19 protein-coding genes and 1 rRNA gene are annotated in these 20078 nt (G+C 69.2%); 4 read left to right on the top strand and 16 right to left on the bottom strand.

Translation table 11 applies throughout. The annotated features are described in order from the left end of the window. Positions 1–295 precede the first annotated feature (295 nt). Positions 296–1294, bottom strand: coding sequence for a porphobilinogen synthase (hemB, locus tag TN53_RS31375; protein WP_046262123.1), 999 nt, complete (start codon positions 1292–1294; stop codon positions 296–298). Positions 1295–1470: 176 nt separating this feature from the next. On the opposite strand from hemB, the gene TN53_RS31370 reads away from it, so the two are divergent. Then, positions 1471–2844 carry an FAD-binding oxidoreductase gene (locus TN53_RS31370; protein ID WP_046262148.1) on the top strand — a complete coding sequence of 458 codons (1374 nt, stop codon included), beginning with the start codon at positions 1471–1473 and terminating at the stop codon, positions 2842–2844. A 48-nt stretch (positions 2845–2892) separates the two neighbouring features. Here the strand turns inward: TN53_RS31370 and TN53_RS31365 are convergent, their stop codons facing one another. The 5 genes from TN53_RS31365 to TN53_RS31345 form a co-directional block, all read right to left on the bottom strand. Continuing rightward, positions 2893–4602 (bottom strand): uroporphyrinogen-III synthase, encoded by a 1710-nt coding sequence (locus tag TN53_RS31365; RefSeq protein ID WP_046262122.1) that lies wholly within the window; start codon positions 4600–4602, stop codon positions 2893–2895. Beyond that, a complete protein-coding gene (hemC, locus tag TN53_RS31360; RefSeq protein ID WP_046262121.1) occupies positions 4599–5558 on the bottom strand; it encodes a hydroxymethylbilane synthase in 960 nt (319 codons plus the stop codon). Before hemC ends, TN53_RS31365 begins: the two co-directional genes overlap by 4 nt. Next, positions 5555–7252: a glutamyl-tRNA reductase gene (locus TN53_RS31355; protein WP_046262120.1), complete on the bottom strand. Its 1698-nt coding sequence runs from the start codon at positions 7250–7252 to the stop codon at positions 5555–5557. Before TN53_RS31355 ends, hemC begins: the two co-directional genes overlap by 4 nt. Then, complete coding sequence (locus tag TN53_RS31350) at positions 7249–8013, bottom strand: redox-sensing transcriptional repressor Rex (RefSeq protein WP_046262119.1); 765 nt, start codon at positions 8011–8013, stop codon at positions 7249–7251. Before TN53_RS31350 ends, TN53_RS31355 begins: the two co-directional genes overlap by 4 nt. 236 nt (positions 8014–8249) lie before the next feature. Next, entirely contained in the window at positions 8250–8537 is a 288-nt protein-coding gene (locus TN53_RS31345) for a glutaredoxin family protein (protein WP_046262118.1), read from the bottom strand. A gap of 117 nt (positions 8538–8654) precedes the next feature. Between TN53_RS31345 and TN53_RS31340 the strand changes: the two genes are divergently transcribed. From TN53_RS31340 to TN53_RS31330, 3 genes are all read left to right on the top strand, one after another. Then, positions 8655–9581 (top strand): HAD family hydrolase, encoded by a 927-nt coding sequence (locus TN53_RS31340; RefSeq protein ID WP_095046828.1) that lies wholly within the window; start codon positions 8655–8657, stop codon positions 9579–9581. 305 nt (positions 9582–9886) lie between these two features. Continuing rightward, the gene (locus TN53_RS31335) at positions 9887–10660 is read left to right on the top strand and encodes an ECF subfamily RNA polymerase sigma factor, BldN family (RefSeq protein WP_046262116.1); all 774 of its coding nucleotides are present in this window, start codon (positions 9887–9889) and stop codon (positions 10658–10660) included. A 233-nt stretch (positions 10661–10893) separates the two neighbouring features. After that, positions 10894–12135, top strand: coding sequence for a DUF5667 domain-containing protein (locus TN53_RS31330; RefSeq protein WP_046262115.1), 1242 nt, complete (start codon positions 10894–10896; stop codon positions 12133–12135). Between the two features lie 60 nt (positions 12136–12195). Here the strand turns inward: TN53_RS31330 and TN53_RS31325 are convergent, their stop codons facing one another. The 10 genes from TN53_RS31325 to rrf form a co-directional block, all read right to left on the bottom strand. After that, complete coding sequence (locus tag TN53_RS31325) at positions 12196–13248, bottom strand: lysophospholipid acyltransferase family protein (protein ID WP_046262114.1); 1053 nt, start codon at positions 13246–13248, stop codon at positions 12196–12198. Between the two features lie 14 nt (positions 13249–13262). Next, the gene (locus TN53_RS31320; RefSeq protein WP_046262113.1) at positions 13263–14324 is read right to left on the bottom strand and encodes an NAD-dependent epimerase/dehydratase family protein; all 1062 of its coding nucleotides are present in this window, start codon (positions 14322–14324) and stop codon (positions 13263–13265) included. Between the two features lie 258 nt (positions 14325–14582). Continuing rightward, positions 14583–14681: a 30S ribosomal protein bS22 gene (locus tag TN53_RS45755; RefSeq protein WP_003948845.1), complete on the bottom strand. Its 99-nt coding sequence runs from the start codon at positions 14679–14681 to the stop codon at positions 14583–14585. A 155-nt stretch (positions 14682–14836) separates the two neighbouring features. Next, entirely contained in the window at positions 14837–15049 is a 213-nt protein-coding gene (locus TN53_RS31315; RefSeq protein WP_004984898.1) for a helix-turn-helix domain-containing protein, read from the bottom strand. 129 nt (positions 15050–15178) lie between these two features. Further along, positions 15179–15994, bottom strand: a complete 816-nt coding sequence (locus TN53_RS31310; RefSeq protein WP_046262112.1) for a phosphatase — start codon at positions 15992–15994, stop codon at positions 15179–15181. An 82-nt stretch (positions 15995–16076) separates the two neighbouring features. Next, positions 16077–17249: an acetoin utilization protein AcuC gene (locus TN53_RS31305; RefSeq protein WP_046262111.1), complete on the bottom strand. Its 1173-nt coding sequence runs from the start codon at positions 17247–17249 to the stop codon at positions 16077–16079. After that, positions 17200–18414 carry an MFS transporter gene (locus TN53_RS31300; protein WP_046262147.1) on the bottom strand — a complete coding sequence of 405 codons (1215 nt, stop codon included), beginning with the start codon at positions 18412–18414 and terminating at the stop codon, positions 17200–17202. Before TN53_RS31300 ends, TN53_RS31305 begins: the two co-directional genes overlap by 50 nt. Before the next feature lie 90 nt (positions 18415–18504). Further along, positions 18505–19197 (bottom strand): VC0807 family protein, encoded by a 693-nt coding sequence (locus TN53_RS31295; RefSeq protein WP_046262110.1) that lies wholly within the window; start codon positions 19195–19197, stop codon positions 18505–18507. Positions 19198–19278: 81 nt separating this feature from the next. After that, positions 19279–19923 (bottom strand): HAD family hydrolase, encoded by a 645-nt coding sequence (locus TN53_RS31290; protein WP_046262109.1) that lies wholly within the window; start codon positions 19921–19923, stop codon positions 19279–19281. 60 nt (positions 19924–19983) lie between these two features. Next, a 5S ribosomal RNA gene (rrf, locus tag TN53_RS44260) occupies positions 19984–20078 on the bottom strand; the annotation flags it as partial.

Genomic DNA, 20078 nt, shown 5'->3' with positions numbered 1-20078 from the left:
ACGCGGCGCCCCCGCAGTTCAGAGACCGTCCCGCACCCTGCCCGTCCCAGAACGCGAGGCACCTTATGGTCACCACACCCACCCAGGCACCAGGCTGGGACCACTCCTCACAGACAACCGACAGAGAGGCCCCTGCCGATGCCCGTGTCAGCGAACGCGCACACCCGCGCACCCCGCCTCCTGGCAGCCCTGACGGTCGTACTCGCCACCCTCACCCTGACCGCGTGCGAGGACGGCGAGGGCCTCCGCGACGAAGGCCCGTCGACATCCACGACACAGACAACGACAACGACGACTACCGAACCGCCGGCATCCGCGCAGCCTCAACAGCCCAATAGGTGAGGATGTTCTGCGCCCCGGCGCGCTTGATCCCGGTCAGCGTCTCCAGAATGGCCCGCTCCCGGTCGATCCACCCCTTCTCGGCGGCGGCCTCGACCATCGAGTACTCACCGGAGATCTGATAGGCGGCGACGGGCACGTCCACCGCGTCGGCGACCCGTGCCAGGATGTCGAGATAGGGCCCGGCCGGCTTCACCATCACCATGTCGGCCCCTTCCTCCAGATCGAGGGCCAACTCCCGCAACGACTCCCGCGCGTTGGCGGGGTCCTGCTGATAGGTCTTCCGGTCCCCCTTCAACGAGGACCCGACGGCCTCCCGGAAGGGCCCGTAGAAGGCGGACGCGTACTTCGCGGTATACGCGAGGATGGCCACATCCGCCCGCCCGATCTGATCAAGGGCGTCGCGCACGACCCCGATCTGCCCGTCCATCATCCCGCTGGGCCCGACGACATGCGCCCCGGCATCGGCCTGCACCTGAGCCATCTCGGCGTACCGCTCCAGGGTGGCGTCGTTGTCGACCCGCCCCTGGTCGTCCAGGACCCCGCAGTGCCCGTGGTCCGTGGTCTCGTCGAGACACAGATCGGACATCACGAGCAGCTCGTCCCCGACCTCGGCCCGCACATCCCGCAGCGCGACCTGAAGGATCCCGTCCGGGTCGGTCCCCGGCGTCCCCAGAGCGTCCTTCTTGGAGTCCTCTGGCACGCCGAACAGCATGATCCCGGAGATCCCGGCCTCGACAGCCTCGGCGGCCGCCTTCTTCAGGCTGTCCCGGGTGTGCTGCACAACCCCCGGCATGGCCTCGATCGGCACCGGCTCGCTCACGCCCTCGCGCACAAAGGCGGGAAGGATGAAGTCAGCGGGATGCAGCCTCGTCTCGGCGACCATCCGCCGCATGACGGGAGAGGTCCGCAGCCGCCGCGGCCGGCTGCCGGGAAAGGTTCCGTACGTCGTCATACCCCTACGCTACGCCCGCCCCAGGCCCCCCTTTGCCGACGAGACGTCGGCCGGGCCGGGTCGCGTTCCAGCCCGTCCGGCGTTCGAGGACAAGGCCTTCACCCCGCATGCGCCACACCGACGACGGGTCCAAGCTGAAGGAACAGGCCCCTCCACCGACACAGGAGGAGGACACCATGCCCACCCCGGACCTGTTCGCCCTCTCGGCCATCAAGGGCCCCGTCCTGCGCCCCACCGACGAGGCCTACGCCACCGAGGTGACCGGCTTCAACCTGGCCTCCCCGCACACCCCGGACGTGGTCATAGGAGCGACCGGCACGGACGACATAGTCAGCGCACTGCGCTGGGCCTCGGCCACCCACACCCCCGTCGCCGTCCAGGCCACCGGCCACGGCGCCAACTTCCCGATAGACACAGGCCTGTTGATCAACACGTCCCGCATGACGGACGTACACATAGATCCCGTGACCCGCACGGCGACGATCGCCGCGGGCGCGAAGTGGCGTCACGTCATCGACGCCGCCGCCCCCCACGGCCTGGCCACCCTCAACGGCTCCTCCACGGACGTGGGCGCCGTCGGCTACACCCTCGGCGGCGGCCTCCCCGTCCTGGGCCGGGCCTACGGCTACGCCTCCGACCTGGTCCGCTCCTTCAAGGTGGTCACCCCGGACGGCACGCTCCACGAAACGACCGCGACCCAGGAACCCGACCTCTTCTGGGCCCTGCGCGGCGGCAAGGGCAACATCGGCATCGTCACGGAGATGGTCACCGAACTCCCCGCCCTGTCCCGCATCCTCGGCGGCGGCATCTACTGCACGGGCGAGGACGCCGAACCCCTCCTGCGCGCGTGGGCGCAGTGGACCCCCACGGTCCCCGACGAGATGTGCACCGGCTTCACGCTGCTGCGCCTGCCCCCGCTCCCGGAGATCCCGGAGCCCCTGCGCGGCCGCTTCTGGTCCCGCGTGGCGGTCGCCTGGACCGGCACGGAAGACGAAGGCCAGGAACTCCTGACCCCGCTGCGCAACGCGGCCCCCGTGGTCTTCGACACGGTGACGGAGATGGACTACACGGCGGTCGACATGATCTACCAGGACCCCCACGACCCCCTCCCGGCAAGAGAGTCCTGCGGCTGCCTGGGCGAACTGACCCCCGACGCCGTCACCACACTGCTCGACGAGGCGGGCCCGACGGCAGAGGACTACGCCCTGCTCCTGGTGGAACTCCGCCACATGGGCGGCGCCCTCTCCCGCCCCGCGACCACCGAGGACGCGGTCTGCGCGCGGAACGCCGCCTACCTCCTGGAGGCGGTGGGCGTCCTGGCCGGCCCCGAGGCGGCCACGGCCGTGGAAACGGCGACGACCGCCCTGTACGAGGCGATGAGCCCGTACGCCACCGGCTGCACGATGCCCAACCTCCACGGCCGCCCCGGCGACGCGAAGGACCGCGCCCGGGCCTGGACCCCGGAGATCTACGACCGGCTGCGCCGCACGAAGGAGACGTACGACCCACAGAACCTGCTGCGCTACGGCCACACGGTGACGGCGGCCTGACAAGAACGCCAGACCGCCGCACCCGCTCCCGCTCCCGCTCCCGCAGGATCAGGTGGTGCTACGCCTCCGCCGCGCCCCGGGCCGACGCTCGCTCGGCCGGGTGACCGGATCCCCGGCCTCGACAGCGGCCGCCCGCCGCTTCAGCCCGAAGTCGGCCAGCGCCTCCGCCAGCTTGTGCACGGACGGCTCGGGAGCCATCACATCCACCCGAAGCCCATGCTCCTCGGCGGTCTTCGCGGTAGCGGGACCGATACACGCGATGACGGTCACGTTGTGCGGCTTCCCGGCGATACCCACCAGGTTCCGCACGGTGGAGGACGACGTGAAGAGAACGGCGTCGAAGCCACCCCCCTTGATCGCCTCCCGGGTCTCGGCCGGCGGCGGCGACGCCCGCACGGTCCGATAGGCCGTGACGTCGTCGACCTCCCACCCGAGCTCGATGAGCCCCGCGACCAGTGTCTCGGTGGCGATGTCGGCCCGCGGCAGGAACACCCGGTCGATCGGGTCGAAAACGGGGTCGTACGGCGGCCAGTCCTCCAGCAGCCCGGCAGCGGACTGCTCCCCGGAGGGCACCAGATCCGGCTTCACACCGAAGGCGACGAGCGCCTTGGCGGTCTGCTCGCCCACCGCGGCGACCTTGATCCCGGCGAAGGCACGCGCGTCGAGCCCGTACTCCTCGAACTTCTCCCGCACGGCCTTGACGGCGTTCACCGAGGTGAAAGCGATCCACTCGTAGCGGCCCGTGACGAGCCCCTTGACCGCCCGCTCCATCTGCTGAGGCGTCCGCGGCGGCTCGACGGCGATCGTCGGCACCTCGTGCGGCACGGCCCCGTAGGACCGCAGCTGGTCGGAGAGCGAAGCCGCCTGCTCCTTCGTACGCGGCACGAGCACCCGCCACCCGAAGAGCGGCTTGGACTCGAACCACGACAGCTGCTCACGCTGAGCAGCGGCGGACCGCTCACCGACCACGGCTATCACCGGCCGCCCGCCATCCGGCGAGGGCAGCACCTTGGTCTGCTTGAGCAGCTGGGCGATGGTCCCCAGCGTCGCCGTCCACGTCCGCTGACGAGTGGTCGTACCAGCGACCGTGACCGTCAGCGGAGTGTCGGGCTTGCGCCCGGCGGCGACGAGCTCACCGGCGGCGGCGGCCACGGACTCCAGGGTCGCCGAGACGACAACGGTCCCGTCGGACGCCCCGACCTCGGTCCAGCACCGGTCGGAAGCCGTCCGCGCATCCACGAACCGCACATCGGCGCCCTGGGCGTCCCGCAACGGAACACCCGCGTACGCGGGCACGCCGACCGCGGCGGCGACACCGGGAACGACCTCGAAGGGCACCCCGGCGGCGGCGCACGCCAGCATCTCCTCGGCGGCGTACGCGTCGAGCCCGGGGTCCCCGGACACCGCACGTACGACCCGCCTGCCGCCCCGCGCGGCCTCCATGACAAGATGTGCGGCATCCCGCACGGCGGGGACGGCAGCGGTTGTTGACGAACCGTCAACAACCTTTAGTTGGGGCGCGCCTGTGCCCGGATGCGGATCCGACGAGGGATCCGAATCCGTGTCCACGACGGCGACGCCTGAGCGAGCGTGGACGCGCACGACGTCGAGCACTTCGTGCTCGGCGACGAGAACGTCCGCGTTCCCCAGCGCCTCGACGGCGCGCAGAGTGAGTAGTCCCGGATCCCCGGGTCCGGCACCCAGGAAGGTGACGTGCCCGTGTTCAGGTCCGGCGGCAGGAAGGGTGGTGGGGCTCACTGTGCTCGCTCCCCCATCAGACCGGCCGCGCCCTGGGCAAGCATCTCGGCAGCGAGTTCACGGCCGAGCGCCATTGCTTGGTCGTACGTCTCGGGCACGGGACCGGTGGTGGACAACTGCACCATCCGCGAGCCGTCGGTCGTGCCGACGACGCCGCGCAGGCGCATTTCCTTGACAATCTGTCCGTCGGCCAGCAGGTCGGCCAGCGCGCCCACAGGTGCGCTGCAACCGGCCTCCAGGGCGGCGAGCAGTGACCGCTCGGCAGTCACGGCGGCCCGCGTGAACGGGTCGTCGAGCTCGCCGAGCGCGGCGATCAGGTCCGCGTTGTCCGCGGTGCATTCGATCGCCAGTGCTCCCTGGCCGGGAGCGGGCAAAACCGTGTCGACTGAAAGAAAGTCAGTCACTTCGTCGATGCGCCCGATGCGATGCAGCCCGGCCGCGGCCAGCACCACCGCATCCAGCTCACCGTCGTGCACGTACCGGATCCGGGTGTCGACGTTCCCCCGGATCGCAACGGTCTCGATGTCCAGCCCATGGGCGCGTGCGTACGCGTTGAGCTGGGCCATCCGCCGGGGCGACCCGGTGCCGATGCGCGCCCCGCGGGGCAGGTCGGTGAACTTCAGCGCGTCCCGGGCGACGATGACGTCACGCGGGTCCTCGCGCAGGGGGATCGCGGCGAGCGCGAGCTCGTCGGGCTGCCCGGTGGGCAGGTCCTTCAGCGAGTGCACCGCGAAGTCGACCTCCCCCTTGAGCAGGGCCTCCCGCAGCGCCGTCACGAACACGCCCGTGCCGCCGATCTGCGCGAGCTGCTCCCGCGACACATCGCCGTACGTGGTGATCTCGACGAGCTCCACAGGCCGTCCGGTCACCTGGCTCACGGCGTCCGCCACCTGCCCGGACTGGGCCATGGCGAGTCTGCTTCGCCTTGTCCCGAGCCTCAGTGCCTTCTCAGTCATGCCGACCCTCGGTTCTTGCTGTTCTCGGTGCTGTCCTCGGCGCGGGACACGGCATCCACCGTCTCCTGGTCGAGGTCGAACAGGGTCCGCAGCGCGTCCGCGTACCCGGCACCGCCGGGCTCGGCCGCGAGCTGCTTGACCCGTACGGTCGGCGCGTGAAGCAACTTGTCGACCACACGCTTCACGGTCTGGGTGATCTCACTGCGGTGCTTGTCGTCGAGCCCCGGCAGCCGCCCTTCGAGCCGGGCGATCTCCCCGGCGACCACATCGGCGGCCATGGTGCGCAGCGCGACCACGGTGGGCGTGATGTGCGCGGCGCGCAGCGCGGCGCCGAACGCCGCGACCTCGTCGGCGACGATCCGCCGCACCAGGTCCACATCGGCCGCCATCGGTGCGTCGGCCGACGCGTCGGCGAGCGACTCGATGTCGACGAGCCGCACCCCGGGGATCCGGTGCACCGCGGCGTCGATGTCACGCGGCATGGCCAGATCGAGCAGAAAGACCCCGGGCGCGGGCTGCGGAGCCACGGGCTCGGGCCTACGACGCTCAGGAATCCGCCCGACGGCGGCGGCAGCGGCGGCGAGCGCGGCGATGGCGTCGGCCTCGTCGGCCGCGCTGGGGACTCGGACGATGCCGTTGTCGACCCAGGCCGCGTGCTGCTCGAGTTCAGTGGTGGCCATCCCGGCGACGGCGGCTTCCCCGAGTACGGAGAACCCGGCGGTGGCCTGGACGGAGTTCAGGTCGAGCGGACAGTCCTCGTCAGCCGAGCCGCGGGCATTCGGGCCACCCAGGGCGGCTCCCGACCCGAAGCGGGGCGGCACCTCGCCGGCGCCGGCGGGCGAACCCGCCACCGGGCCCGCGGCAACGGCCTCGGCGACCTCCGATGCCGTGAGCACCAGCCCGGTCGCCCCCGTACAGGACACCACGACATCGGCACGTGTCAGCTCGCCCGGCACCGCATCCATCGGTACCGCGCGGGCCACCACGTCCAGGTCATCGGCGTCGTTCAAGATCTCGGCAAGCCGCTCGGCCCGGTCCGAGGTCCGGTTGGCGATCACGATCTCGCCGACCCCGACCCGCGCGAGCGTCGCCGCGGCGAGCGAGGACATGGACCCGGCACCGATGACGAGCGCCTTCTTGCCCGAGGCCCACGCGTCCACGGCCGTACCGGAAGCCAGCTGCTCCAGCCCGAACGTGACCAGCGACTGCCCGGCCCGATCGATCCCGGTCTCGGAGTGCGCCCGCTTACCGACCCGCAGAGCCTGCTGGAACAGATCGTTCAACAGCCGCCCGGCGGTGTGCAGATCCTGCGCCTTGGCAAGGGAGTCCTTGATCTGTCCGAGGATCTGCCCCTCCCCGACGACCATGGAATCGAGCCCGCAGGCCACCGAGAACAGGTGATGGACGGCCCGGTCCTCGTAGTGCACGTACAGATAGGGCGTGAGCTCCTCGAGCCCCACCCCGCTGTGCTGGGCGAGCAGCGTGGACAGCTCGGCGACACCGGCGTGGAACTTGTCGACGTCGGCGTACAGCTCGATCCGGTTGCACGTGGCCAGCACCGCCGCCTCGGCGGCCGGCTCCGCGGCGACCGCGTCCTGCAACAGCTTGACCTGGGCGTCAGCGCTCAGCGCCGCCCGCTCCAGCACGCTGACCGGAGCGCTGCGGTGGCTCAGCCCCACGACGAGGAGACTCATGCCGGCATCACGGCGGGTACGTCCCCGTCGGGCCCTTTGTCGGCGGAGTCACCACGACCGGCGGCGACCGCACCGGCAGCGTCGGCTGCGGCGGCTTCCTCACCGGCCTTGCGCTGCTCGTGGAAGGCGAGGATCTGGAGCTCGATGGAGAGGTCGACCTTGCGCACGTCGACGCCGTCCGGGACGGTCAGCACGGTCGGCGCGAAGTTCAGGATGGAGGTGACGCCGGCGGCCACGAGCCGGTCACAGACCGGCTGGGCGGCACCGGCGGGGGTGGCGATGACGCCGATGGAGACGCCGTTGTCCTCGATGATCTTTTCCAGGTCATCGCTGTGCTGGACCGGAATACCGGCCACCGGCTTTCCGGCCATACCCGGATCGGCGTCGATGAGGGCCGCGACCCGGAAGCCGCGGGAGGCGAAGCCGCCGTAGTTGGCGAGAGCGGCGCCGAGGTTACCGATACCGACGATCACAACCGGCCAGTCCTGGGTCAGACCCAGTTCGCGGGAGATCTGGTAGACGAGATACTCGACGTCGTAGCCCACACCACGCGTCCCGTAGGACCCGAGGTAGGAGAAGTCCTTGCGCAGTTTCGCGGAGTTGACGCCCGCCGCGGCCGCGAGCTCCTCGGAGGAGACCGTGGGGACCGAGCGCTCCGACAGTCCGGTCAGCGCGCGGAGGTACAGCGGAAGCCGGGCGACGGTGGCCTCGGGAATCCCTCGGCTACGGGTCGCCGGTCGGTGAGTTCGGCCAGTTGCCACGGTGCTCCTGCGGGTAGAGCGGGGCTGCAGGCGGTCACACGTACCCAGACCGCCCCGTCGAAAGCAGGCTATGTCTTTGTGAACGCGTGCACAAAGATGGTGTCCGATTTGCCCGGCCAACGTGACCGGGGTCACGCGCGTCTCTCTCGGGGGCAAAACCGCACACTCTCCTCAACAATCCCGCCCCCCAGGACCAAGTCGCCATCGATCCTAAGCGACCGGTCGAGCGAGTTGGACTACTCGGTCAGTGCCGTCCTCAAGCGTTTCTCGTCCACGCGCCAGAACGTGTGCTGGTCCCCGTCGACCAGGACGACCGGGATCTGTTCCCAGTACTGGTCGTGGAGTTGGGGGTCCTGGGAGATGTCCTTCCGCTCCCAGGGAACCCCGAGATCCCCGCACACCCGCTCGATGACGATCTGTGCGTCATCACACAGATGACACCCCGGCTTACGGATGAGGGTGACGAGCCGGTCCTCGGGAGCCTTGGCCGGCTTGCGGCGGAAGATGGGACTCATGCAGGCCATTCTCGCGCGACCGGCGCCGGGCCGGGATCCCTTGTTTAACGGCCCGGTCGCGGAGAGTTCACACCCTTCGAACCTCTCGGCTCCGGAAGCACCGAACAGACTGGCTATGCTCACGTCATGGCCGCTCTCGGATGGCTCACTCCCCGTAGGCGTTCCGCCACGGCGCGGAGCGTGTTGGCAGGCGAGGCCTCGGCGGAGGCCGCGCGCAAGTCGTCACAGGAGGTCGAGGAGACCTCCGCCCCAGGTGAGGAACCGGCGTTCCCGGTACTCGGTGACGACAAGGCAGCCGCCTTCTTCGACCTCGACAACACCGTCATGCAGGGCGCGTCGCTGTTCCACTTCGGCCGGGGCCTGTACAAGCGGAAGTTCTTCGAGACCCGCGACCTCGCCAAGTTCGCCTGGCAGCAGGCGTGGTTCAGGCTGGCGGGCATCGAGGACCCCGAACACATGCAGGAGGCCCGCGACTCGGCCCTGTCGATCGTGCAGGGCCACCGCGTCTCCGAGCTGATGTCCATCGGCGAGGAGATCTACGACGAGTACATGGCCGAACGCATCTGGCCCGGCACCCGCGCCCTCGCCCAGGCCCACCTGGACGCGGGCCAGAAGGTGTGGCTCGTCACAGCGGCCCCCGTGGAGATCGCCGGGGTGATCGCCCGCCGCCTCGGCCTGACCGGCGCCCTGGGCACGGTCGCGGAGTCCGTCGACGGCGTCTACACGGGCAAGCTCGTGGGCGAACCCCTGCACGGCCCCGCGAAGGCGGAGGCGGTCCGGGCGCTGGCATCGGCGGAGGGCCTGGACCTCAACCGCTGCGCCGCCTACAGCGACAGCCACAACGACATCCCCATGCTCTCCCTGGTGGGCCACCCCTACGCGATCAACCCGGACACCAAGCTCCGCAGGCACGCGAGGAATCTGGACTGGCGCCTCAGGGACTACCGAACGGGCCGCAAGGCGGCAAAGGTGGGCATCCCGGCAGCAGCGGGCGTAGGAGCGGTTGCGGGCGGCACAGCAGCGGCGATCGCCCTGCACCGCCGCCGCCGCTGACCCACCGAATGACAACCGATACCCCCACCCCCCTTCATCCAGTCCTCTTGTCGGCACACGGCCACAACACGCCCCGACCATGACCGGAACTCGATCTCATCTGATCAACAACCGGTCACTCTGCGGCACTTGAACGGGCTTCATTCGGTTACAGAAGCGACGTAATCGATGATTTGAGCAACTGGGTGTAGCAGTGCCTGCACGAAGCGTTATTCTCCTCAGACGCAAACCGGTACCCCTCCGTCGCCACGACGGGTGAACGGTCCCGCACTGCACGTGATGGAAGCTCTGCCTCTGGGAGTCCCGTGTACCCACACGTCGGGGTTGACGCCTCGGGCCTGGCTACGCTGCGCGCAACGGTCCAAGACCTGTTGCGCGGCTTCGTCCCCACCGCGTACGCCGTCCCCGCCCTCGCCGTAGCCACGGCGCCGATCGGCCCGTGCTACGCACTCGCCGACGGCTCCGCGGCCGTCGGCAGACGAGGGCGTTCGACCGGCACCACCACCGCGCGCCGCCCGGCCGCGGACAGCGACAGCGCCCGCATGATGGATCTCGTCGAGCGCGCCCAGGCCGGCGAGGCCGACGCCTTCGGACGCCTCTACGACCAGTACAGCGACACCGTGTACCGGTACATCTACTACCGGGTGGGAGGGAAGGCGACCGCCGAGGACCTCACCAGCGAGACGTTCCTGCGCGCGCTGCGCAGGATCGGCACCTTCACCTGGCAGGGCCGCGACTTCGGCGCCTGGCTGGTGACCATCGCCCGCAACCTCGTCGCCGACCACTTCAAGTCGAGCCGCTTCCGTCTCGAGGTGACGACCGGCGAGATGCTCGACGCCAACGAGGTCGAGCGGTCCCCGGAGGACTCCGTCCTGGAGTCCCTCTCCAACGCCGCCCTCCTCGATGCCGTACGCCGCCTCAATCCACAGCAGCAGGAGTGTGTGACGCTCCGCTTCCTCCAGGGCCTCTCGGTCGCCGAGACCGCCCGGGTGATGGGCAAGAACGAGGGCGCCATCAAGACCCTTCAGTACCGGGCCGTGCGCACCCTCGCCCGGCTCCTCCCCGACGACGCACGCTGAGAGAACACGCCCCGTAGCGCCCAACTCGCTCTCAGTGAAAGTCCGTTGACTTCCCGATCCGATCATCCGCAGTCCGTAACCCAAGTGCCGCGTTGCTCGTTGTGCGGGATGCAGGCTCCCTGTGGTCACTCCCTGGCCGACTTCGATCACTCGATCGAGTGGAAGAGGTCAGGGCGTGCAACCCTCAGGACCCCCTGGGGAGTCGACCGTCATGACGAGAGGAGGTGCCGCCAGTGATCGCGAACGTATCGGCACACCGGCGGGCGAACGCCTTCGCCCAGGCCCTGGAGGAGCAGTCCGACCAGGGCCCGGCGGCCGAGCAGTCCGAAGGACCGGCGCCGGCCTCGGCAGCTGCGGAACAGACCGAGCAGGGCCGCATGCTGGCCCTTACGGAATGTCTCGACGAGCTGCCCAGGCCGAAGCTGGACCCCGCGGTCAAGGTCGTCCAGCGGGCCCAGCTGGTGGCCGCGTTCGAGGCCATGCTCCAGGAAGGCGCCGTCGGAGGCGAGGCAGCGGATCCTTCGGTGCCCGAACAGCGCTCCCATCGGGCGCGGGGTTCGCACCGAGCATCCCCGCTGGGCAAACTGCGACCGCGGTCCCGACTGACCAAGGGCCTCGCGGCCGGCGGACTCAGCGTCGGGGTCGCCGCGGGTGCCTTCGGCGGAGTCGCCGCCGCCAGCTCGGACGCCCTCCCGGGCGACTCGCTGTACGGCCTGAAGCGCGGCATCGAGGACTTCAAGCTCAACTATCTGTCCGACGGGGACGACGAGCGCGGCCAGGGCTATCTCGACCAGGCCTCCACGCGTCTCAACGAGGCCCGTCGACTGATGGACCGCGACCGCGGCGGCCACCTCGACCACGAGTCCGTCGGCGAGATCCGTCGCGCCCTGTCCGGCATGCAGCACGACGCCTCCGAGGGCCACCGGCTGCTCCATGAGGCGTATGAGCGCGACCCGGGCTCCCTGGGCCCCATCCAGGCCCTCGACACCTTCTCCCGCTCGCACCGCGAGGTCTGGGGGGCGCTGCGCGACCGGCTGCCGGTCCAGCTCGGCGATGTCAGTCAGCAGGTGTCGTCGGTGTTCGAGGCCATAGACGAAGAGGTGGCCCCACTGCAGTCCCTGCTGCCCCAGCCTCCGGCCCAGGACGGCGGCCCGGGTCAGCGGCAGGGCGGTTCCGGCTCGGCGTCCACCGGCACGTCCGGCTCCGGCCGCTCGGCCGCGCCAAGCAGTGGCAACGGCACCTCGGACAACAGCGGCTCGAGCGGCAGCAAGAGCCCCAGCAATTCGTCCACGTCCGAGGACGAGAGCGACGGGCTCCTCGGCGGCAACACCGGCGGCCTGCTCGACCCGACCCAGGACAGCACCAGCACGGCCTCCCCGTCCACGAGCACCCCGTCCCAACCGGACGTCACGCTCCCGCCCCTCCTCCCGGGCCTCCTGCCCGGCCTGGGCATCGACGGCGAGGATGCGAGCTAGTCCTTCCAGTACGACGGTGGGGGCGCCCTTCTCCCGAAGGGCGCCCCCACCGTCGTACCCCTAGAAAAAGACCGACCGCCGCTGCACCAGCAACTTGTAGAGCGTGTGCTGGATCTGCTCCCTGACCTGGTCCGTCAGGTTGAACATGAGCATCGGATCCTCGGCCGCCTCCGGTGGATAGCCGTCCGTGAGGATCGGCTCGCCGAACTGGATCGTCCACTTGGTCGGAAGCGGGATCCCGCCCAGCGGGCCCAGCCACGGGAAGGTCGGCGTGATCGGGAAGTACGGGAAGCCGAGAAGGCGAGCCAAGGTCTTCGCGTTGCCGATCATCGGATAGATCTCCTCCGCGCCGACGATCGAGCACGGGATGATCGGGGCCCCGTTGCGCAGCGCCGTGGAGACGAAGCCGCCGCGGCCGAAGCGCTGGAGCTTGTACCGCTCGCTGAAGGGCTTGCCGATGCCCTTGAAGCCCTCCGGCATCACCCCGACCAACTCACCCTGGCCGAGCAGCCGTTGGGCGTCCTCCGCACAGGCCAGGGTGTGGCCGAGCTTGCGGGCGAGCTCGTTGACCACCGGCAGCATGAAGACCAGGTCCGCGGCGAGCAACCTGAGATGCCGTCCCGCGGGATGGTTGTCGTGGACGGCGACCTGCATCATCAGACCGTCCAGCGGGAGCGTCCCGGAGTGGTTGGCGACGATCAGCGCGCCGCCCTGCGCCGGGATGTTCTCGATGCCCTTCACCTCGACCCGGAAGTACTTCTCGTACACCGGCCGCAGCAGGGACATCAGGACCTGGTCGGTCAACTCCTCGTCGTAACCGAAGTCATCGACGTCGTAGTCACCGGTGAGCCGGCGCCGCAGGAAGGACAGCCCGCCCGCGATCCGCCGCTCGATACCGCCGTCGTCCTGCGCCTTCTGCGGCGGCTGTTCCTCACGCGTCACAGGGACATCATCCTGCGCCGGCGCCTTGCTGGGCAGGGGCTGGACCTCTCGGACCACCGCGGGCTCGGCACCCTTGCGCCTGCTCCCCGCGCTCCGGCGCCGCGACGGCCGCTGTACGGCAGCCCCACGGGACCGGTCGTCGTCGAACGGAATGACCTTGGCGTCCGCCATCGTTGATGCGCTCCTCAGTTGGCGCTCTGCGTCGTGGGGTGGCCGCCGCCCAGGACAGGCAGCGCGGCGATCCGGTCGACAGTCCCCGCAATGGCCTCCGGCGGCACCAGTCCGGGTCCGCGGCCGCGCGCGAAGTCCGCGAACGTCTCCGCCGTCGTGTACTTCGGCTGGAATCCGAGCGTCTCGCGCATCTGGTCCGTCGCCACGACCCGGCCATGCGTGAGCAGCCGGATCTGCTCGGGCGAGAAGTCCGTCACCCCGAGCGTACGCACCAGCGAGCCGGCCCAGGTGACCGCCGGCAGCAACAGCGGCACGGTGGGCCGCCCCAGCCTGCGCGAGCACTGCGACAGCAGCAGCACCCCGTCACCGGCGATGTTGAACGTCCCGCTGTTGAGCGTGCCCCGCTCCGGCTCGTGCGAGGCGATGCGCAACACCTCGATCACATCGTCCTCGTGCACGAACTGCAGCCGCGGGTCGTACCCGAGAACGGTGGGCAGCACCGGCAGCGAGAAGTACGAGGCGAGGGGCGTATCGGCGCTGGGCCCCAGGATGTTGGCGAACCGCAGCACACACACGGCGACATCGGGCCGCCGCCGCGCGAACCCCCGCACATACCCCTCGACCTCGACGGTGTCCTTGGCGAAGCCGCCGCTGGGCAGCGACTTGGGAGGAGTCGTCTCGGTGAAGACGGCGGGATCGCGAGGCGCGGACCCATAGACATTGGTACTGGATTTGACGACGAGCCTTTTGACCGTCGGCGACTTCTGGCAGGCACCGAGCAGCTGCATGGTGCCGATGACGTTGGTCTCCTTGACCGTGGTCCGGCTGCCACTGCCCAGCGCCATGGCCGTCACATCCAGGTGTACGACCGTGTCGGCGCCCGTCTCCGCGAGCACCCGCGCGATGCCGGACTGCCGGATGTCGGCCTGGATGAAATCGGCACCGCCCAGATGATGCTCCGGCGGCACGGCGTCGACGGCGATCACCCGGTCCACCTGCGGGTCACGCTGGATCCGTCGTACGAACCGGCCCCCCAGCTGACGGGCCACCCCGGTCACGAGCACGACCTTGCCCAAGATTCAGCGCCTCTCTTCCAGCACTCGTCCCCCGCGTACCCTGCCGTGTTCCCCGTGTGCGGCCAACCTAGCGGGTCGATGTTGCGCTGTGATGACCACCCAATGCACGAAGTGACGACTTCCACAGACGTACGACGAGACCAAGCCGGCCGGTGCCAGACGTACGCACAGATCCCGGCATCCGATTCCGGGTATGCGTGTGGCCCCCCACCGGGTGTGGTGGGGGGCCACAAATCACGCTGCTCGCGCGGCGTCGTCTTACTTCTTGTTACGACGCTGAACGCGCGTGCGCTTGAGCAGCTTGCGGTGCTTCTTCTTAGCCATCCGCTTGCGCCGCTTCTTGATAACAGAGCCCACGACTACCCTCGCTCACTTCTCATCACTCGGCGTTTGGGCGCCATGGGCCCATACGACCTACGAGGGGCTAGCCTACCCGCCTGAGCGCTGAGCTCGTAATCGAGGGGGAAAGGGGGATCCCTGCTGTGCCCTGAGGATCCCCCGCCCCACAGCCGTCAGGCGGTTTCCACCCCCACATAGCTCTCGCGAAGGTACTCGTGAACCGCTTGCTCGGGGACGCGGAAGGACCGCCCCACCCGAATCGCGGGCAGATGACCGCTGTGCACCAACCGGTACACGGTCATCTTCGACACTCGCATCACCGAGGCGACTTCCGCCACGGTAAGGAACTGAACCTCGTTCAGAGGCCTCTCGCCAGCTGCAGCCATGACACACCTGAACCTTCCGCACTCGACGGCCACCGGCTTCCCCTTCCGGTGACTCTTCGTCGTTGCGTGCTCACTCCCCAATGTAGGGGCGGGTGATGCGAGTGGGGAAGAGGTGCACCCATCGGCGGCCTACTGTGACAGACACGCTCGATTGAGTACGTAGCGGGTAAGCGGTCGGTAGTAATCAGACCGCACGGCGTCATCAAGTGGAACGACGACGGACACGACCCCCTCGGCCTCCCCCACGAAGAGCGCGGGGTCATCGGTATCGGCGAGCCCAATGGCCTCAAACCCCAGCTGACCTGCCCCGCAGACCCAGCCGTGATCCCCGATGACAAGCTCGGGAAGGACGCCGCCTTCGTCCGCGGCGGCGGCCAGGACAGCCCGAACCGGGAGGGGCGAGTGCGTGTGTGCGCCGGTCGCACGACCGGAGCTCGGCGCCCCCGGTTCTCGCACGAACGCGACTCCTCGTACGTAGTCAAGGTTGTACGTACGTAGACCGAACCGGGTCGTTATGTCGACACAGCGACCATGCGCAGGGGTGAGGACGGTACACCCCGCCGCCGACAACGCGTCCGCCAAGGCGGCGTAGAACCCGAGCAGTCGGTGCGGATGCCCGGTCCCGAGGAGCACGGTGCCGCCACGCTGGGCAACTGCCCCGATCCGCTCGGCGAAGGCATCCAGAGCGACCAGAGTCCGCTCAGGATCGATCACATCATGGCCTTGCGTCTGCCTCGGATCGCCAGAAACCCCACACTTATCGGCCATCAAACCGATCAAATCCCGCTGCCCCCAAGTCCATTCGGGATCGATCCCGATCATCACTCTTGGATCACGAGCAGCGAAAAGCCGATAACTCCGCAGGCTCTCCTCACGAGAGGTAGCCACAGGCCCAGCCAGACGAGCAGCCAACAAATGGGCGCGCAGTGCGCCGGTGCTCAACACGGGAGTGATGGTGACGGACGGAAGCAGGACACGGGAGGCGAACGAAGAAACACCGCACAGTTGGCGTAACGAGGCCTCCGCCCTACGCCAGCAGCCCCCGCAGCGGAAACACCGCCCGCCGAGCGGCCAGCACCGCCTGGTCCAACCGGTCCGCGGGGTCGTACCCCGCCTCCCAGTCGGCCCAGCTCACCGGCCACCGCCCGTCGGTCATCCGCATGGGCGCCAACTGCCGAGTACGCGCGAACACTTCCTGCCGCCAGCCCTCGGGAATCACACTCTCCGGCTCCACGGCCCGCCCCGCGGCGACCCCCACCAGATGCGTCCAGGACCGCGGAACCACATCGACCACCGCGTACCCGCCCCCACCCAGCGCCACCCACCGCCCGTCGGCGTACTCGTGCGCCAGGTCGTGACACGCCACCTGCACGGCCCGCTGCGCATCCAGCGAAACAGCGAGATGGGCGAGCGGATCCTCGAAGTGCGTATCGGCCCCGTGCTGAGTCACCAGCACCTGCGGCCGGAAATCGGCGATCAACTCCGGCACGACCGCATGAAACGCCCGCAGCCACCCCGCGTCCCCGGTCCCCGCCGGCAGCGCGACATTCACCGCGCTGCCCTCCGCCGAGTCCGCCCCCGTCTCCTCCGGCCACCCGGTCTGCGGAAACAAGGTCCGAGGATGCTCGTGCAAGGAGATGGTCAGAACCCGCGGGTCCTCCCAGAACGCCGCCTGCACCCCGTCCCCGTGATGCACATCGACATCGATGTAGGCGACCCGCTCGGCCCCCAACTCCAACAACCGCGCGATCGCCAGCGCCGCGTCGTTGTAGATACAGAACCCTGACGCGCCCCCCGGCATCGCATGATGCAACCCGCCCGCGAAGTTCACCGCATGCAGCGCGTCCCCACGCCACACCGCCTCGGCAGCACCCACCGACTGCCCGGCGATCAGGGCGGACACCTCGTGCATCCCCGCGAAGGCCGGATCATCCATGGTCCCCAGCCCATACGCCCCATCCGCCGCCCCGGGCTCCACCGACGCCGCCTTCACGGCCTCGATGTAGTCCTCCCGGTGCACCAGCCGCAACGTCGACTCCCCGGCAGGCTTCGCCGCTACGACGTCCACCTCCCGGTCCAGCCCGAAGGCGCTCACCAACCCCCGGGTCAGAGCCAACCGGACCGGATCCATCGGATGATCCGGACCGAAGTCATAGCCCGTTACTGCCTCGTCCCACATCAGCTGTGCGCGGCCGCTCATGCCCGCCACCGTATCGGTCCGGTTGAGCGGCGAACGACCGGGCGTACACAAGCGTCACCAGCACCAACACCATCGGCACAAGCATCGCCCCGCGATAACTCCACGCATCGCCCAACGCCCCCACCAAGGGCGAACCGATCAAAAACCCGACATAGTTGAAGACATTGAGCCGAGCGACAGCCGCGTCGGAAGCCCCGGGGAACAACCGCCCGGCGGCCGCGAAGGTCTGCGGCACCAGCACACACAACCCCAGCCCCAGCAAGGTGAATCCCAGCATCCCGACCCAGGCCCCGGGCGCCGCAGCCACCACCGCGAACCCGAGCGCGGCCACCACGGCCCCCGCCCGCACCACCGTCACGGCCCCGAACCGCCGCACCCCGAAGTCCCCGAGGCCCCGCCCGATCAAGGTGGTGACCATATAGACGTTGTACGGCACGGTCGCCATCTGCTCACTGCTCCCCAGCACGTCCTGGAGGTACTTCGCACTCCAGTTGGAGACGGTCGAGTCCCCGATGTACGCGAAGGTCATCACCAGACACAGCGGCAACAGCAGCTTGAAGGCGACGGTCCCGCCCTGACCACCGGCCTTGTCCTCCACCGGCTCGGCGCCCCCGTCGACATACCACCGACTCCCCACGAGCGCGGCCGGCAGCAGCACCACCACGACCGGCAGATACGACACGAACAACGCGAGATCCCAGTGCGCCCCCACCCACGCCAGCGACGCCCCCACCATCCCGCCCAGACTGAACACCGCGTGGAAGCTGAGCATGATGCTCCGCCCGTACGCCCGCTGGAGACTGACCCCGAGCATGTTCATGGACGCGTCGAGCACACCCACCGCCAGCCCGAACGCGCCCAGCGCGATCCCCAGCTCGACCGTCGACTCGCCCGCCCCGACCCCTAGCAGTGCCAGCAGTACGACGGGCTGGGCCCAGCGCAGCAGCCGGCTGGGCGGTATCCGCTTCACCAGCTTCTCGGTCGACACACTCCCCACCCCGGCGAGGATGGGCACGGCGGCCAGAAAGGCCGGCAGCAACGCGTCGGAGACCCCGTACCGGTCCTGGATCGCGGGAATCCGGGTCACCAGCAGGGCAAAGGCCACCCCCTGGGCGAAAAAGCTGAACGCCAACGAGGCCCTACCGCGCCGCAGCACATCTGTCATGGCGGCGAGCGTAGGGCCCCGGACTACCCGTGGGTAGATCCAGCCAAAGATGAATTTCACTCAGCTTTGTTCAGGAGGGCTCACCAGGCCTCAGGCGGCGACCGCGACCTCCGCCTTCACAGCCTCCTCGGCGCCCCTCACCTCGGCGACGAGCAGCCGCGCCATGGGTTCGGCGGCGAGCACCCGGCTCACCACGAAGGCCAGCGTCATCGAACCGGCCAGGATGACGGAGCCGAGCCAGACCATGGTGTCCACGGGCAGGGTGTACGCGCCGACGACCCGGGCCACACACTCCGCCAGCAGTACGACGCCCCACACCACCGAGAACACCCGCTCGGCCCGACGAAAGGCACCCGAGCCCTCCGCGGTGCCGTCGGCCAACCGCCGCCAGGCGGCCTCCCTGGCCGAGTCCCCCCGCACCAGGAAGGGCTTGAACCCCGCCGTCATCATCGGCCGCCCCAGCGCCACCGACACCAGAATCCCGACCCCGATGATGCTGCTGACCCCACTGTCCTTGGCGAGCATCAGCCGCGGATCCCCGGAGACGAGACCGAGCAGCAGCGACACGGCATTCACGACGAGGATGAGAGCAGCCAGCCCATTGACCGTCCGCTCCCTCACCACACTCCACAAGGTCCGCCCGGCCGGCACCGCACTGCTCCAGGCAAGCGCCGCGAAGGTGCTCATCCCGAAGGCGTCCCTGAAGAGGTAGTACGACCCGACAGGCACCGCCACGTCCACGATCAGCGGGGCGAAGGTGTTCTGCTTGCTCGTCTTCGTCATGCCCTCAGCTTCCCGCCCGGCCGGGGTCCCCCAGTAGAAACGATCGTCCGGAGCTCCGCATGACAAATGTCCGACCCCGGATCAGACCAGCAGGTCCGCCAACTCGCCCATGTCGGCGAAAAGTTGAGTGGCACCAGCAAGCCTGTCGGCAGGCGTCATCGCGGTGAACCCGTACACATCCATCCCCGCCGCGACAGCCGCCCGCACCCCCAACGGACTGTCCTCGACCACCACACACCGCTCCGGCGCGACCCCCATCCGCTCGGCGGCGTACAGAAACAGATCCGGCGCCGGCTTCCCCCGCCCCACATCCTGCGAACTGAAGATCCACGCATCCTCGAACCACCGGTCGAGGCCGGTCGTCCGATGCCCCACCCGAATCCGCTCATGGCTCCCGGACGACGCCACGCAGTACGCCACCCCATCCGCAGCCAGCTTCTCCAGCACGCCCACAGCACCGGCCACAGGCTTCAGCTCCCGCTCGAACGCGGCGAACACCCGCCCATGAAAGACATCGTCGAAGTCCACCGGCAACCGCTGCCCGGACCGCTCCTCGATCAGGTCATGGATCCGATGCATGGCGGACCCCATGTAGTCCCGGATCGAGTCCTCGTACGACGTCGGATGCCCGACCTCGGTCAGATAGGCGGCCAGCAGCCGGTTGGAGATCGGCTCACTGTCGACGAGGACGCCGTCGTTGTCGAAGATAACCAGGTCATAGCGCATGCCATTTACCCTAAACGCAAAAAGGCCCACGCCTGACGGCGTGGGCCTTTTCTAATATTTGTTCGGCGGTGTCCTACTCTCCCACAGGGTCCCCCCTGCAGTACCATCGGCGCTGTAAGGCTTAGCTTCCGGGTTCGGAATGTAACCGGGCGTTT

It is taken from the genome of Streptomyces sp. WM6386 (genome assembly GCF_000972385.1).
Taxonomy (GTDB): Bacteria; Actinomycetota; Actinomycetes; order Streptomycetales; family Streptomycetaceae; genus Streptomyces.
This window is presented reverse-complemented; position numbering and strand designations above follow the sequence as displayed.